Annotated in this window: 7 protein-coding genes; 3 read left to right on the top strand and 4 right to left on the bottom strand. The window is 48.1% G+C overall.

What is annotated here, in order from left to right:
• Positions 1–44 precede the first annotated feature (44 nt).
• The 3 genes from GKS34_RS01995 to GKS34_RS01985 are packed head-to-tail and all read right to left on the bottom strand — an operon-like array spanning position 45 to position 4,224.
• Positions 45–1,097 carry an SMP-30/gluconolactonase/LRE family protein gene (locus tag GKS34_RS01995; RefSeq protein ID WP_240459159.1) on the bottom strand — a complete coding sequence of 351 codons (1,053 nt, stop codon included), beginning with the start codon at positions 1,095–1,097 and terminating at the stop codon, positions 45–47.
• Positions 1,097–2,344 carry an aldose epimerase family protein gene (locus tag GKS34_RS01990; protein WP_240459158.1) on the bottom strand — a complete coding sequence of 416 codons (1,248 nt, stop codon included), beginning with the start codon at positions 2,342–2,344 and terminating at the stop codon, positions 1,097–1,099. Before GKS34_RS01990 ends, GKS34_RS01995 begins: the two co-directional genes overlap by 1 nt.
• A gap of 8 nt (positions 2,345–2,352) precedes the next feature.
• The gene (locus tag GKS34_RS01985) at positions 2,353–4,224 is read right to left on the bottom strand and encodes a glycoside hydrolase family 2 protein (protein ID WP_163383133.1); all 1,872 of its coding nucleotides are present in this window, start codon (positions 4,222–4,224) and stop codon (positions 2,353–2,355) included.
• Positions 4,225–4,390: 166 nt separating this feature from the next.
• Here GKS34_RS01985 and GKS34_RS01980 point away from each other — a divergent pair, with 166 nt between their 5' ends.
• From GKS34_RS01980 to GKS34_RS01970, 3 genes are all read left to right on the top strand, one after another.
• Complete coding sequence (locus GKS34_RS01980; protein WP_163383132.1) at positions 4,391–7,462, top strand: DUF7133 domain-containing protein; 3,072 nt, start codon at positions 4,391–4,393, stop codon at positions 7,460–7,462.
• 165 nt (positions 7,463–7,627) lie between these two features.
• A complete protein-coding gene (locus GKS34_RS01975; protein WP_163383131.1) occupies positions 7,628–13,288 on the top strand; it encodes a PKD domain-containing protein in 5,661 nt (1,886 codons plus the stop codon).
• The gene (locus GKS34_RS01970) at positions 13,285–14,316 is read left to right on the top strand and encodes a PorP/SprF family type IX secretion system membrane protein (RefSeq protein WP_163383130.1); all 1,032 of its coding nucleotides are present in this window, start codon (positions 13,285–13,287) and stop codon (positions 14,314–14,316) included. Before GKS34_RS01975 ends, GKS34_RS01970 begins: the two co-directional genes overlap by 4 nt.
• Here GKS34_RS01970 and GKS34_RS01965 read toward each other — a convergent pair.
• Complete coding sequence (locus GKS34_RS01965; RefSeq protein ID WP_163383129.1) at positions 14,313–15,575, bottom strand: alpha/beta hydrolase family protein; 1,263 nt, start codon at positions 15,573–15,575, stop codon at positions 14,313–14,315. The genes GKS34_RS01970 and GKS34_RS01965 overlap by 4 nt on opposite strands.
• Between the last annotated feature and the right edge of the window lie 168 nt (positions 15,576–15,743).

The raw sequence follows: 15,743 nt of genomic DNA, 5'->3' as shown, positions 1-15,743 counted from the left end.
TCGTTCGGGATTTCCGGGTACGATATACAACATAAAACTTCCTCCTATTTCAACGCTATCTTAACCACGTAACTATCGGCGGTGACAAAAAGCAGGTCTTCATTTTCATTTAGTGCCACATTGGAGCAGCGTTCGCCCAGGTTCAACCTGCCCAATACCTGCCCCTCCGCATCGAAAATCCAGATGCCACCGGGACCAGTAGCAAAGACGGTTCCGTCGCTTCTGACTTTCAGTCCGTCCGGAAGGCCGGGATTGCTTGCCGACACTTCGCTGGCATCGTGATACATCTGTCCTTCGGTGGGAAATCCATTTTCATCCAGGGAATACCGATACCAATAGGGTTTTTCCGGATCAGAGTTGGCGATCAGCAGTTCCTTTCCATCCGCCATGAAGGCCAGACCATTGGGACGGGAAATACTGTCCAATAGCAAATCCAATTCCCCTTCTTTGGAGTAACGATACACGCCTTGAAAAGGGATGGCTTTCGCGGGATCATCCATTCTGGATTCCAGTCCATAGGGAGGATCGGTAAAGTAAAGGTTTCCATCCGCATCGTAAACAGCATCGTTTGGACTGTTAAAAGGCATGCCTTCGTATTCGCCAACGATAGTTTCAAAATTGGATTCGGGCTGGTCCAAAGGGGCCAGCATCCTTGCCATCCGCCGGTCTCCATGCTGGCAAAGCACCAGGTTTCCCTGAGGATCGAGCAACAATCCGTTCGACCCCAATTCCCCGCCACGGCTTCCTTCTCCGGTAAATCCGGCCGGATCCAGGTAGACTTGCGGGGCTTCTCCTTCTTTCCAGGAATGCACTTTATTGGCTGGAATCTCCGAAAACAATAACATTCCTTCGGAAGCAATCCACAAAGGTCCTTCCGTCCATGCAAAACCACTGCCGATAATAACAGCCGTTGCCTCCGGATCGATAATGCCATCCAGGGCATCCCGCTCTTTCATAATCTGCAGGGGAAGGGTTGCTTCCTTGGCAACAGAATCGGCTGTGCCCTGACCTGTCGAATTTTTCGTGGAATTTCCTGAGCAGGCCGCCAGAAAAACCAGCATGCTCAGAAATAGTGCTAATGGGTTCCCAGTATTCATTATTCAATCACAGAAAATTTGTAAATGCATTCGTGGGTATAGGTCTCTTCAGGATTTAGGGTGACCGATGGAAATTCTGGTTGGTTGGGAGAATCCGGGAAAAACTGGGTTTCCAGGCAAATCGCTCCCCGCTTACCGTAGGTTTTATCTCCCTTAGATGCCGAGGTCCCATCCATAAAATTTCCAGTATATACCTGAACTCCAGGCTGGTCGGTGTAGACTTCCATCCTCCGGCCATTTTCAGGAACCCAAACCGATGCCGCCCAAATGGTTTCATCGGTTCCTTCTTCCCGATTGATCACCCAGTTGTGATCGTATCCGCCAGCTTTTTGAAGTTGCTCGTACTCATCGTCTATTCTTTCTCCTATCAGATGCGGCTCGGTAAAGTCCATCGGTGTACCTTCTACAGGGCGCAACTCACCCAAAGGAATCAGCACCTCGTTTACCGGCGTGAAATAGTCTGCATTCAATTCCAGCATGTGGTTGTTGACATTTCCCTCCCCTTGTCCATTCAGGTTGAAAAACGAATGGTGGGTCAGGTTTACAATGGTAGGTTTGTCCGTTTCCGCCTCGTAGGTGATTTTAAATTCGTTGTCATCGGTTAGGTGATAATTCATAAATACGGTAAGCTCTCCCGGGAAACCGGCCTCTCCATCGGGAGAGACGTATTTCATGGCCAGCTTCTGATCCGTTGCTTCCAACACTTCCCATACCACAATATGATAGCCGCCCGGCCATCCATGCAGGTTGTTGGGGCCATTATTGGCTTCCAATTGGTAGGTTTCCCCATTCAGCGTAAACTGGGCATCGGCGATTCGATTGCCATAGCGGCCTATGGGCGCACCGTAATAGGAAGTAGGGCTATTGATGTAATCTTCCAGGTTGTCGTATCCCAGCACCACATCTTCAAAATTCCCGCTTTTATCCGGTGCAAAAAGCTCCACTACCCGGGCACCGTAGTTGGTGACAGTCATTTCCATGCCGTTGGCATTGGTAAGCCGGTATAGTTTCACTTCTTTTCCGTCGATCGTTTTTTCAAATTTTGCTGGGTTCATTTCCGATAAGGTTTTAGTCGTCTGCTCCTCTTCCACTTGTTGCTTTTCTGCCGGCCCGCAGGCTAGCAGCAGTCCCGAAATGGCCAAGGAACTAATAAAGGATAATTTCATGAGTTTATAATTTGCTTTTTTAAAGGTCACATGGAATCTCGCATGCTTTCTAATCATCCTTCTGTGTATCGCTTGCGTCATGCTCGATTTCATTTCATTGGGATTTTAATGGTGTATAATTCCTGGTGTTTGTCCCGCAAAAAGGCAGGCTCAAATTTAATTACCTCGCGGTCGTAGGTCATCAATCCGTTTACTTCCACTTCCACGTCCGTGGTTTGTGTATAAATGGCCGCAGAAAGGCCTAAGGGAATCAACGGTTTCAGGTCCCGGATCAACTGGCTGTAGCGCTCCTGAAGCTCGGTTTGATTTTTAAAACTCTGATAGCCCCAGTTGTCTTTTTCCTGCCAGGTATGGCCGTCCACCGGCAGGCCAAGGCCTCCGAATTCTCCCAGTACGATCACCTGCTCCTCACCCCAGATTTGGGGATCCGGCATGACCGGGTCCGGATAGTTGTGCATGTCCATAATCTGCCCTTTCAGAGTGTAATTTCCTCCACTGGCGCCATTCACTAAGCGGCTGGGATCGTAATCTACGGTCCATTCCACGATTTCGTCGGTATCAAACTGCCCCCAGGCCTCATTGAAAGGCACCCAAACAACAATGGAAGGGAAATTGTAATTGGCATCCATGATGGCTTTCCATTCCTTCCTGAAAATTTCTTCCGATTCGGAGGTACGGTTTTTCTCCGTACCCTTACCGACCACTCCCGGCCTGGATTCCCAGCGATTTCCCATATCTCCGCTGGGCATGTCCTGCCATACCAGCACACCCAGGCGATCGCAATGGTGATACCATCGGGCAGGTTCCACTTTTACGTGTTTCCGGATCATGTTGAAACCCATATCCATGGTTTTCTGAATATCAAAAAGCAAAGCCTCGTCCGTAGGCGCCGTATACAAGCCATCCGGCCACCAGCCCTGGTCCAGCGGACCATATTGAAAGACAAATTCATTATTTAGCATCATCCGTTGTATGCCATTTGCATCCGGAGCGGTACTGATTTTTCGTAATGCGGTATATCCTTTGACCTGATCCACCACTCTATTACCATTTAAAATGGCTACTTCCAGATCGTATAAAAAGGGGCTCTCCGGACTCCATACCTGCGGCTGATCCAACGTGAATACGGCTTCTTCCTGGTTCGCAACAATGGTTTCTCCTACCTGCATGCCATCTGCCATCAGGCGTACGCGGACCCTGTGATTTTCGCCAGGAGAAGAAATATTGGTTTGCACCCGGATCTGATTATTGTCAAAGTCTGGTGTATTCTTCAGGGAAGTGATGTATTGCTCGGGCACGGCTTCCAGCCAAACCGTCTGCCAAATACCGGTAACCGGTGTGTACCAGATTCCCCTGGGTTCGTTCACCTGCTTACCTCGGGGCTGCGGTCCCTCGTCCGTGGGATCCCATACCCGAATGGCAATCGATTGATTTTTGCCGGATTGCAGGGCTTCGCTGATTTCGAAATAAAAGGGATCGTAACCTCCCTGATGAACGCCAACGGACTGCCCGTTGACAAAAACCTCGGCTTCCCAATCCACCGCCCCAAAATGCAACAGCACCTTATCTCTACGCATGGATCGGTCGATTTCGATGTTCCGGAAATACCATAACTCCTGGTCTTTGCCTACCCGACTTCCCACACCGGACAGGGCAGATTCAATGGCAAATGGCACCAAGATTTCCCCGTCAAATTCCTGAGGCATGCTAGCACCTTTGGGCGCCAGGGCATAATTCCAAAGCCCATTCAGGTTAGTCCAGGCATCGCGTTCCATTTGCGGGCGAGGGTACTCCGGAAGTGGATTGGCCGGATCTATATCCTCTGCCCAAGGGGTCAGAATTTTGGCATCCACCGGATGCCAGGAGGCCTGTTGTGCAAAAGTCGGCGAAATAAGGAAAAGGGTTACCAGCCACAATGTCAGAATTGGTTTCAAATGATTATATTTTTCTTTTGCGGCCATAGGATCGGTTAGGTTTATGCTATTGATTTTCAAAAGTTCTGATTTTTGTGAAGGAATAAGGCGAAAATATTAAAAAATATGGATAATGACACCGAATCTTAGGTTAAATTCCATAATTTAATGCGGCGATTCGCTACAATCCTTTGTTCATCATCCTAGACTTCAAATGATTATCCACCACCCCATTTCCTACCCAAAATACCAGTGCTTTTCCATCTCAATGGCCCTGTTGGTAATCTTTCTTGTTGGTTGTGAGCAGCAGGAGAAATTTGAACATTCCCTGGCTGCCAACGAGGATGTGGCCCAATACATGGAAAATTTTGAAGGCAGAGGAGACCTGACCGATCCGGATTCGCGTCCAACGGATCCTGAAAAATCGATTCAGGCCTTTCGATTGCCCGAGGATTTAAAACTGGAGTTGGTTCTGAGCGAACCGGACATAGTCCAACCGATCCACATGAGTTTTGACCAGCAAGGCAGGCTATGGGTGGTGCAATACCAACAATACCCTTATCCGGAAGGGTTAAAAATTACTTCCATAGACAACCACACTCGGGTAAAATTTGATCGGGTACCGGAAGCACCACCGGCAGGAGCAAAAGGAGCGGATGTCATTTCTGTCTTTGAGGACAAGGAGGGCGATGGAACGTTTTCGCATGCCTTTGACGCCATTGAAGGTTTAAATATCGCAAGTTCGGTGGCATTGGGCAGGGATCGGATTTGGGTTTTAAACCCACCTTACCTACTGGCATATCCGGACCCGGATGGAGACGGTAAACCCGATGCAGAGCCGGAGGTTCATCTGGAAGGGTTTGGTCTGGAGGATACCCATGCCATTGCCAACAGCCTGCAATGGGGACCGGACGGCTGGCTTTACGGAGTTCAGGGAAGTACCACGACTGCTAACATCAAGTCAGAAAACAGTGATCCCGTTTCCTTTCAGGGACAGGCCATCTGGAGGTACCAGCCGGAAAACAAAACCTTTGAACTGTTTGCGGAAGGAGGAGGAAACAACCCCTTTTACCTGGAATTTGATCGGAAAGGCCGGATCTTTTCAGGTTCCAATGGTTATGGCCGCGGCCCTTACTACAAGCAAGGCGGATACTATGTGAAAAGCTGGGGCAAACACGGGGCGTTGACCAATCCCTATGCTTTTGGCCACCTTCCTAATATGCCTTTAGATGGCGAGAAAAAGCGGTTTACCCATGCCGTGATGATCTACGAAGCGGATCTTTTACCGGCAGCTTACCAAAATAAAATGATGGCACTTAATCCCCTTCAAAATTATGTCCAACTGACCGCCTTCCAGCCAACGGGTTCTTCCTTTTCGACCCAGGATGAGAAGATGCTGGTGGAAACCACGGACCAATGGTTTCGTCCGGTGGATATCAAAACCGGTCCGGATGGGGCCGTTTACCTTGCCGACTGGTATGACAGCAGGCTTTCCCATGTGGATCCCAGGGATACCTGGCACAAGAGCAGCGGCAGGATATACCGCATTTTACCGAAGGACGCATCTCCAACTAAAGAATCCTTTGATTTGGCCAGAGCTGATTTGGAGGAACTCACCGAATTATTAAAACATACCAACAAATGGTTTCGCCAACAGGCATTGAGGCAATTTGCGGACCGAAAAGATCCGGCAGCCCTGCCGGCGTTGCATTCATTGTTTGAATCTGAAAACCCGCAGCATGCCTTGGAGGCCTTATGGGCAATTCATTTGTCCCAAGGTTTTGATGAGGCCTTTATTATTAAAGCCTTGAACCATAAAGATCCCACCGTACGAATGTGGACCTACCGACTGGCAGGAGACGAAAACGCAGTAAGCTCCCCGGTGCTAGAAGCAATGATTGAAACGACGGAACATGAGGAAGATGCAGAAGTGAGCGGGCAAATCGCCTCCACAGCCAAAAGGTTGCCGACGGAGCAAGCTCTTCCTTTATTGAAAGCCTTGCTTCTATCAAACCCGGATGCGGAAGATCCGGATATACCCTTGTTGGTTTGGTGGGGGCTGGAATCCAAGGTTGCCGGTGATTTACCCCTGGTTTTGGACTTTTGGGAAGACCCTCAAATCTGGGAAAGTCCCATAAGCAAGACTCATTTGGCCGGGCGTATGATGCAGCGTTTGATTCGGGCGGATCAATACGATGCTGCTACCGAACTACTTTCGCTTTCTCCTGATGAGTCGTTCGATCAGGTATTGGTGGCCGGTTTTTACGAAGGTCTGGTAGGCAGGGATTTAATTAACCTTCCCAAACCCCTCTTGGATAAAGTGTCTGAAAAAGAAAAGGATACCCAACCTTTCGAATTGGCTTTAAGATCGGGTGATTTTACGAACCTGGACAAGGCCATTGAACTAATCGGCGACACAGAGCAGCCGCTAAACGCCCGACTAAATATGGTTCATTTGTTGGGAGAACTTCAGCCAGCGGCCGCCCTGCCGGCATTAATTGATCTTATTGGATCCGGTGCCAGCCCGGGATCCTTGAAGCAGGCAGCCATTCATGCATTAAAGAAATTTGACAATCTGGAAATCGGTAAAACAATGGCCTCCATTTATCCCGGAATTCGGGCCGATGCCTACGTTCGGGAGGAAGCCATCCGGCTGTTTAGCAGCAGGCCGGAATGGGCCAAGGCATTTTTTGAGGAAATTATAGAAACCAAAGTGATCCACAAAGAGGACGTACCCTATTCTTTGGCCCGGCATTTCTACTTGTTGGAAGACGACGCTGTCCGTCAAAAAACGAAGCAGATCTGGCCGGAGACCCAATTGATGACATCCGATGAAAAAAACGAAGCTATTTCCAAATACAAATCCATTGTGAAATCCGGGGAAGGAAATGCTATTTCCGGAAAGCAGGTTTTCGCTCAAAATTGCGGCAGTTGCCACCGAATGGACGGTGGAGGAGGCACTATAGGGCCGGATTTGACGGGATATGACCGTAGTGATTTGGATTACTGGTTGCTCCACGCCGTTGATCCCAATGCAGCCATACGGGAAGGCTACGAAACCATGGAGGTTAGGACAAAAGATGGAAGAACAATTTGGGGGAAGCTGGAGAAAGACGAAGGAGAAACCAAGTACCTGGTTCCGCCTTTGGGAGGGAAAGGGGAATTCCTTTCCGGGAATGATATCCAGTCCATGGAGATTCAGCAGGTTTCCGTCATGCCAGAGCGCCTTCTGGAAACCTTAAACGAACAGCAAATCAGGGACTTATTTGCTTTTATTCTAAAATAAATGGATAAAAAACAGGCCGTGTAGGCAAAATTCTGGTACAATTGCTTAATTTTGATTCCAGATGTAGTTATACTCACTAATATGTATTTCTAATTATTAAATTTGTTTTTTATCGTGTATCATTTTTTTAGAAGGATCTTTTTTAGGCCAAAATTAAAGGGAAGTATGTGGGTGATGGCTTCGCTGATGGTAGGCTTATCTATCTTTCAATCCAATGGGAACGGCTGGAATTTCTTCGCTCCCATTACCATCACCGGGCAGGAGGATGTGAGCATCTATTACGACGAAACAAAGGAGATTACCCTGGACATGCTTTCCATCGATTACGATGGCGATCCCGATGATTTAATTATACAGGTGCTAGACGGAACCGGATACAACCGTTCCGAAAATTCCATTATCCGAACCATCGAGTACGATGATGAATGGGCCGCCGCAGGAGAGGAAATCTCGGTGAATGTTCGGGTAAGCGATGGGGCCGATCAGGCAGATTTTGAATTAACGGTACTGGTAATACCTCCATTGACTCAAACCAGTTATTCAGAAAACACCTGCCTGGGCACCATTTCACTAACCGTCAGGGCATACCGACCCGAGCCTAGTATTCGTTCCGAATCATTTCCATTTACCTTTACGCTTTCTACCCTAACAGGTGAGGTAATAGACGAAATCGTATTTGATAGCAATTTTCCAGGTCAGGGAAGTGCCTCGGCCACGTTCGGGGGCATCGATTTGGAACTTGACCGAAACTCCGCCTACAAAATTCGGGTGGAAGACAATTTGGGCAGGACCTTCGAACGAGAGGCCGGTCCAATTGGAGAGGCGTATTCATTGAATTTTGATATTAATGTATCCGGACCCTTGTGCGCCGGCGATCCGGGAGGCGTGGTGGAATATATAATCTACAATGCGGAGGTGCCGCTGAATTTCTTTGGTATTTACCGAGAGAACGGCACACTTGTTACGGAAGTCTACGATATTGTCAGCCTTGCAGATGACTACGTCATAGTGAATGCAGACAATCTCAGCGCAGGAAGGTATTATATTGAAGTCACCGATAACTTTGGTTGTATGGGAACCCAGGAATTTGAAATCGTTCTGCCAGATCCCATAGCAGTAGCGGAAAGAATTCTCGACCCATCCTGTTTTGGAGCCAGTGACGGTCAGATAGACCTTTCTATAAGCGGAGGCTGGTCCCAACCTTTTGATGGAAGTCCCATCGAAGCAGCAAGGGATTATTCCATACAGTGGTATAACTCCGCAGGTGACGAACTAGGCACTGGGACAAACAGCCCGATCGAAGAGACAGGAGAAATTGTGGGCATGGAAAGCGTGCTTTCCGGTCTGCCGGCAGGGAGGTATTATGCTGAAATTACCGAAAGCGTAAGGCGGTTTGAAATCCCAGATGCAGATCCCCTGGTATGTGCCTTCGTTACTCCAATCTATATTGTGGAAGGGCCGGAACCTCTTGAATTAGGTGCTGTTTCCAATGACATTTCCTGCCATGGAGCCGGAGACGGGCTTTTATCCATATCGCCTACTGGAGGAACTGAAGCCTACACAGTAAACTGGTACGAAGGGAATTTTGCCGACCTGAATGCCCCGGATGCTTCGGGGCTCACCCCTTTACCAGAACAAGTAGGGGAAGGATCTTTCCAGCGTCAGGGAATCCCCGCCGGTGACTATGCCATTTTGCTAACAGATGCCAACGGATGTTTTCTTGCCGAAAACTTCAGTATTTCAGAACCGGATCCCCTTTCTATTTTTGAACGAACTGACTTGAGGGAAAATGTTCGGTGTTTTGGAGAAGAAAGCGGTACCATCGTCGTAGAGGTAGATGGACCTACCATTTCCCCGTATTTCTTTGAAGCTTTTAAAGATGGGGCCACTACGGGCATTAAGGCAGCTCCCATCGTTTCCCTGGGCTTTAGCCCGGTATATTTTACAGACCTTCCGGCTGGGGAATACCGAATCCGGGTAACCGACTCCAATGGATGTACATTTGATATCGATGGTATTTTGATAGAGCAGCCAGCCACAGGCCTGGTTATAGAAGAGCCCCTGATCTCGGATTACAGCGGCTTCGCTGTTTCCTGTGCCACCGCCACCGATGGAAGCATTGAATTGACCATAACGGGAGGTGAAGGGGAATTGGAGTACCTGTGGACCGGACCAGATGGCTTTGAATCCACGGAAAAGGATATTTACGATTTGTCACCTGGCCAATATCAGTTTTTAGTTACCGATGAGAACAACTGCTCGGCCACCATTGGTTCGGTAGAAATGATCGCTCCTCCCCCGCTTACGCTAAGTGTAGATATTCCTCAGTACAATGACTACCAAATCAGTTGCAACGGCAGTGAAGATGGAAGGATTACTTCCCTTCCAAGCGGGGGAACGGGTAATTACACCTTTGATTGGACCGGTCCGGATGGATTTACCGCCGCCGGTCCTACCATTGATAACCTCGGGCCTGGAGTTTATTCTTTGATCGTCACCGACGAAAATGGCTGCTTCGCACAAGCCGATTATTACCTGGATCAGCCCGCACCACTAATCATAAGTGAAAATTCAGATGAAAGGCAAAATATCACCTGCTTTGGGGAGGATACCGGAGCTTTGACAATAGGCTTACTTCCTACCCTACCTCCTTTTGATCTTGAACTGGGACTGGTGGGAGAAGTCGATCCGATACGGACCATCAGCGAATTTAACGGCGAAATATACGAATTCACTAACTTAGAAGCCGGCGATTATTGGGTTCGTGTTCGAAATAGCAATGGCTGCACCGATATCGTCGAAGACATTCCCATCATCCAACCGACCACCGGACTGGAGTTGAGCGATGTAATGGTCTCTGATTTTAACGGATTTGAAATTTCCTGTTCCGGTGCCAATGATGGATCCATTTCCCTGGAAGTAGTGGGCGCACAGGGTGATCTGAATTACTCATGGACCGGACCGAATGGCTTTACTTCAGAAAGCAATGTCATTGCTGGTTTGGCTCCCGGCAGCTATGAATTGCTTGTTTCCGACGATTCCGGCTGTTCACTTACCGAAACGTTTGAATTGACCGAGCCTGACCCCTTGATGGCAACGGATGACGTTTCTGATTTCAACGGTTTTGGAATTCAATGCCATGGTGGAGATCAGGGATTCATTACGCTTTCTATATCGGGAGGGGCGGCTCCCTTGTCCATAAATTGGACCGGACCGGATGGCTTTGTTTCCAGCGAACCCGCTTTGGAAAATCTGGTAGCAGGCCTGTATGAAGTCTCCATTACCGATCAAAATGGTTGCCAGCTTAGCAACAGTTACAACCTGTTGGAGCCGGAGGAACTGGAAATAGTAGAATTAGCTGACGAAAAGATTGACGTAGCTTGTTTTGGTCAGGAAACAGGCAGGCTTGGTGTAAGCTTAGGCCGGGCATCCACCGGCCCATACCGGTTTACCCTTGAAAATACTGATGGAACCATTACCCGGGAGGCGCTTGCCAACCCGGACACTACCTGGATCGTGGAAAACCTGCCCGCCGGGGTATATCGCGTTCGGGTAACCGATGGAAATGGTTGCCAGGTAGAAATAACCGAATTGGAAATCACCCAACCGGAAGATGGAGTGCAAATCGAATCCATAGATGTTTCAGATTACAATGGATTCAATATCAGTTGCTTTGGTGCTGGAGATGGGTTTATTGAGCTACTTGTCACGGGTGGTTCCGGAAATTATGATTTCTCCTGGACTGGCCCTAACGGCTTCTCCTCCGATCAGGCAGTCATAACTGATCTGGGGCCGGGTTCTTATCAGGTTACAGTTTCCGATGAATACGGGTGTACCCTTTCGGAGACTGTGGACTTGAACGAACCGGAAATGTTAGCCCTTTCCGAGGAAGTGTCTGATTTTAATGGTTTTGGCATCCAATGTAATGGTGGAAAAGAAGGCTTTATCAATTTAAACCTTACTGGAGGGGTGGGCCCTATGGCCATCAGCTGGACCGGTCCGAATGGTTTTAGCTCCAACCAACCTTCCTTGGATAATCTGGCTGCAGGCGTCTATCAGGTGACTATCATGGATCAAAACGGATGTGAAGTTCGGAACGAGTTTGTGCTCAACCAGCCCGAAGCGTTAACCGTGGATTTAATTGACCAGGTGGATGTTTTATGTTTTGGCGAAGCTACGGGGTCCATCGATATCGCAGTAAGTGGCGGTATACCTGATTCCTATGTCTACGAATGGCGTCGGGATGGGGCAGTTATCGAATCGACTACGCAAAACCTGGATTCCATTCCGGCTGGTAGCTATTCGTTAACGGTGACTGATGCCAATGGATGTAGCGCAGGAATCGCTCAAATTAACATCTTACAGCCAGATGCTGCACTTCAGCTTACGCTTAATCAAACACCGATTTCTTGTTATAATGCCAATGATGCTAATCTTTCCGTGGATATCCAGGGAGGCGTGGAACCCTACCAGGTCAGTTGGAATATCGGCTCTACCCAAAGGGAGTTTACCGGTCTCGGGCCAGGCTTTTATCAGGTAACCGTAACCGATGCCAACGGCTGTTCCCAAATCAGGGATACGGTCATTGAAGACCTTCCGGTTTACGATATAAGTCCTGAGGTAGTTCCGATTTCTTGTCACGGAGCTGCAGATGGAAGCATTTTATTGAATCTGGAAGGAGGAGAAGCACCGGTAAGGGCCATATGGGATCATGGCCCGGAACAGTCCTCCCTGTATAATTTAGGACCGGGTGAATACCGGGTGGTGGTGGAAGATGCCAAAGGGTGTACCATTGAAAGAACATTCAACCTCGTAGAACCGGACTTGCTGGTAGTGGTGGAACAAATACAGGATGCTCTGTCCTGTGAAGATGGACAGAGTGGATCCATCGACTTGATCGTTTCGGGAGGTACTCCCCCCTACTCCTACAATTGGAGCAACGGCGCTACTAGTGCCGGAATTTCAGGCTTGACCAACGGTACCTACTCAGTTGAAATAACGGATCAATCCGGTTGTTTTGTAAGTCAATCCTTTCGGGTAAACCGGCCTGCTCCTATTGTTATCGATCTGGTATCTACTACCACGGCGAGCTGCGAACCCAGAGAAATCAGGGAAACGTTTGACATCAACGTAGATGGTGGTGTGGCTCCTTATGATATTCAGTGGAGCAGTGGGGACGTCTCCGCCGATGGGTATCGTATGGAAACCGACGAACCGGGAACGTATTTTGTCACAGTAACAGATGGATACGGTTGTGTTCAGTCCCGAAGTTTTGAAGTAGACAATAGTCAAATCCTGCTAGATGGCGACTATGCTTCCACCTCCTTTCCCGCTTACGGTGAAAATCTGGTCAATTTTGACGTGCAGTTTATCAATAACAGCAGTGGAAACATCCGCTCTTATTACTGGGATTTTGGAGATGGGAATAACAGCCTGGAAGAGGCTCCCTTGCATCGCTATCAGGAATCAGGTATTTACCAGGTGGAACTTACCGCCTATGATGCCTGGGGCTGCGTTACTTCCACCACCTTTGAAATTGAAATTCTGGATTACTTCCTGGAAGTGCCCAACGTTTTCAGTCCTAATGGCGATGGGATCAACGATTCCTTTTTTCCAAAATTTCTCTATATAGAAACCTTGTCGTTTACCATTATGAATAAATGGGGAGAGATCCTATTTCATACGGAGGAGTTGGGTTCCAAGGGATGGGACGGTAGCTATCGTGGGCAAAAGGCCATTCCCGGGAATTACATTTATAAAATAAATTTTACTACTACCGATGGCAGAACGTTTTCTGATACCGGTGCATTGATGCTTTTGGAATGAAGTACATAAGAAGCGCAGCCCTGATCGGCTGGTACCTTTTAATGGTTTTTGCAGAGGCTAAGGGTCAGGATTTTCACTTTACTCAATTTTATGCCGCGCCTTTAAACCTGAGCCCTGCTTTTACGGGCGCCATGGAAACCACCCGGGCAGGGGTTAATTACCGCAAACAATGGCCAGGATTTGGCTATGATTTTAATGCAGCGGGCTTTTATTTCGACACCTACTTTACCGAATCAAACATAGGTATCGGTCTTTCTGCCTCCCAGTTTACTGAATCCTTTTTAAAAATTCGCTCCGCCGACTTATCAGGATTTATTTCTTACCGGCTTAAGTTGTATGAGGAGACTTTCTTGCGCTTTGGAGGGCAGTTTGGAGTGGTCAACAGAAGCCTGACGCTGCAGGAATTGGTTTTTGGCGACCAAATCGACCTGCTTACCCGCAGCATCAATCCGTCTACCATTGACCGGCTTCCTGGAGAGGACAGCAACTGGTACCCGGATATTTCCTTTGGAGCGTTAGTTCAGGGGACTGATTTCTGGTTTGGAGTTAGCAGTGCCCATGTCACCCAGCCCAACATCGGCTTTTTGGATGACGGTATTGGAAATAACCTGCCGATTAAATGGGGGGTACACGGAGGATATGTCAGAAACCTGGATAACCGCATGTTTAAAACCTATCCCATCCGAAAGGTTTTCTCTGTATCTTTCAATTATAAACGGCAAGGCACTTTCCAGCAAATCGAAGTCATTCCCCAACTACAAGTAGAAAACTTTATAGGCGGCCTTGGCTTTCGAAATATTACCCGGTTTAATGAGCTGCCAGACCAAAATTCCATCAATGCAGTTTTGGGATTCAGTCTGCTGGATGGCATTACCATGGCCTACAGCTACGATTACATGCTAAACCGCTTTAGCAGCCCTGCACACGTATCACACGAAATATCCATCTATTTTACAGATTTAAAAAAGAAACGGATGATGCAAACCATACTCCCCTGTCCTCCAGGCAATGCCAATTGGCGGTACTAAAAATGAAGATCCGCAAAATCCAGGTATTGCATCCAGTCGTATTCCAGCAAACCATGCCCACCTGACCTAACGTGGTAGCCAATATGCCCCATTTCCGGATGATTTACAGCCGGCTGTGTGGCTACAGGCATTCCTTCCAGGCCAAAAAGTCGATAAACGGGACTGGCGGCTACACAGGATAGAAATTCTCCTTTGGGGTCTGCCCATCGATCTTCCACCCCACTCGCAACATAGACCGGTCTGGGAGCAATCAGGGCTAGCAACTGGTGCTGATCAATGGGTAATTCCATTTCCCTTTCGTTGTATTGATTGAAGTTTTCCGCAAACCAATGGGGAAAAGACTGGTTAATTCTTCCCACTGTTTCTCCGTATTGCCTTCTGGAAAGCGCCGCTCCCCCGCAACCCGAGTTGTTGGAAATGACCAGGGCAAATCGTTTGTCCATGGCACCTGCCCAGAGTGCCGCTTTACCGAGACGACTGTGGCCTAGGACGGCCACTTTTTGCGGATTTACCCAGGATTCGGTTTCCAGGAAGTCCATTACCCGGGAAAGACCCCAGGCCCAGCCAGCCACACTGCCCCAGGATGCTGCATTTCTGCTTTCCTCCGGAAATAGCCCATGCACCCCATTTTGGAAACCGTCGTCAAAATCCGGGTCTAACTCACCGTAATACAAGCTTACCAGACCATATCCTCTGGAAATAATTTCTTCATAGGGCCAATTGGGGATTCTTTTACCCCGGCCGGTTTCGGAGGCTTTATTATCACTGCTTCCCATGGCTTCATTGTTTCGGATCCAGGCGGTTGGGACAGCAACCTCAGAATCGGTAGCAAGGGTATGGTTGCCATAAAAATTCAAACCCAGAAAAGCGGGTATTGCCTGCCGGGTATTAGGATAAAAAATGAGCAAATCCAAGGGCAAGTCCTGACCGTTCCTTTTTAAGTGCAAACGTATTCCTTTTCGGGTAGCTTTTCCATCCATAAAATCCGGATTGACGAACAATACTTCGGCTTCCAGTTCCCCATCCCATTCAGGCGACTTGCCGTAGACTTCTTTTTCAAATAATTCAAAAATTTCCTGCCTTCTGTTATTCCATTGTTTCGGACCGGTTACCTTTTCACCATTGGTAAACAGTAATGGATCCGGAAGGGTGTATGAAGGAACCTGTGCCTCCTCGTAATTGGGCTCAAAATCCTGGGCTAGGATGGGTTGGAAAAAGATTCCACTCCCTATCAGTAGACTAATGAAGAAATTTCTCATAAGGGCTATTCTTTGATACAAAAGTTATGGAAAAAATTCTAATTTGATAGGACTTATTTTTTTTAATCCAGAAATGATAGGAATCATTTTTAAATGAAAGGGGGTTGGAACAGGATAAGGTGCATAATAAGGACCATTCCTTCCCTCCTTTTCCACAGATAGCTTTAT

It is taken from the genome of Cyclobacterium jeungdonense, from assembly GCF_010994275.1.
GTDB lineage: Bacteria > Bacteroidota > Bacteroidia > Cytophagales > Cyclobacteriaceae > Cyclobacterium > Cyclobacterium jeungdonense.
This window is presented reverse-complemented; position numbering and strand designations above follow the sequence as displayed.

Excerpts from the sequence above, each read along its gene's own strand:
- GKS34_RS01965 (WP_163383129.1), bottom strand. The coding sequence starts at position 15,575 with ATGAGAAATTTCTTCATTAGTCTACTGATAGGGAGTGGAATCTTTTTC.
- GKS34_RS01980 (WP_163383132.1), top strand. The coding sequence starts at position 4,391 with ATGATTATCCACCACCCCATTTCCTACCCAAAATACCAGTGCTTTTCC.
- GKS34_RS01995 (WP_240459159.1), bottom strand. The coding sequence starts at position 1,097 with ATGAATACTGGGAACCCATTAGCACTATTTCTGAGCATGCTGGTTTTT.
- GKS34_RS01985 (WP_163383133.1), bottom strand. The coding sequence starts at position 4,224 with ATGGCCGCAAAAGAAAAATATAATCATTTGAAACCAATTCTGACATTG.
- GKS34_RS01970 (WP_163383130.1), top strand. The coding sequence starts at position 13,285 with ATGAAGTACATAAGAAGCGCAGCCCTGATCGGCTGGTACCTTTTAATG.
- GKS34_RS01990 (WP_240459158.1), bottom strand. The coding sequence starts at position 2,344 with ATGACGCAAGCGATACACAGAAGGATGATTAGAAAGCATGCGAGATTC.
- GKS34_RS01975 (WP_163383131.1), top strand. The coding sequence starts at position 7,628 with ATGTGGGTGATGGCTTCGCTGATGGTAGGCTTATCTATCTTTCAATCC.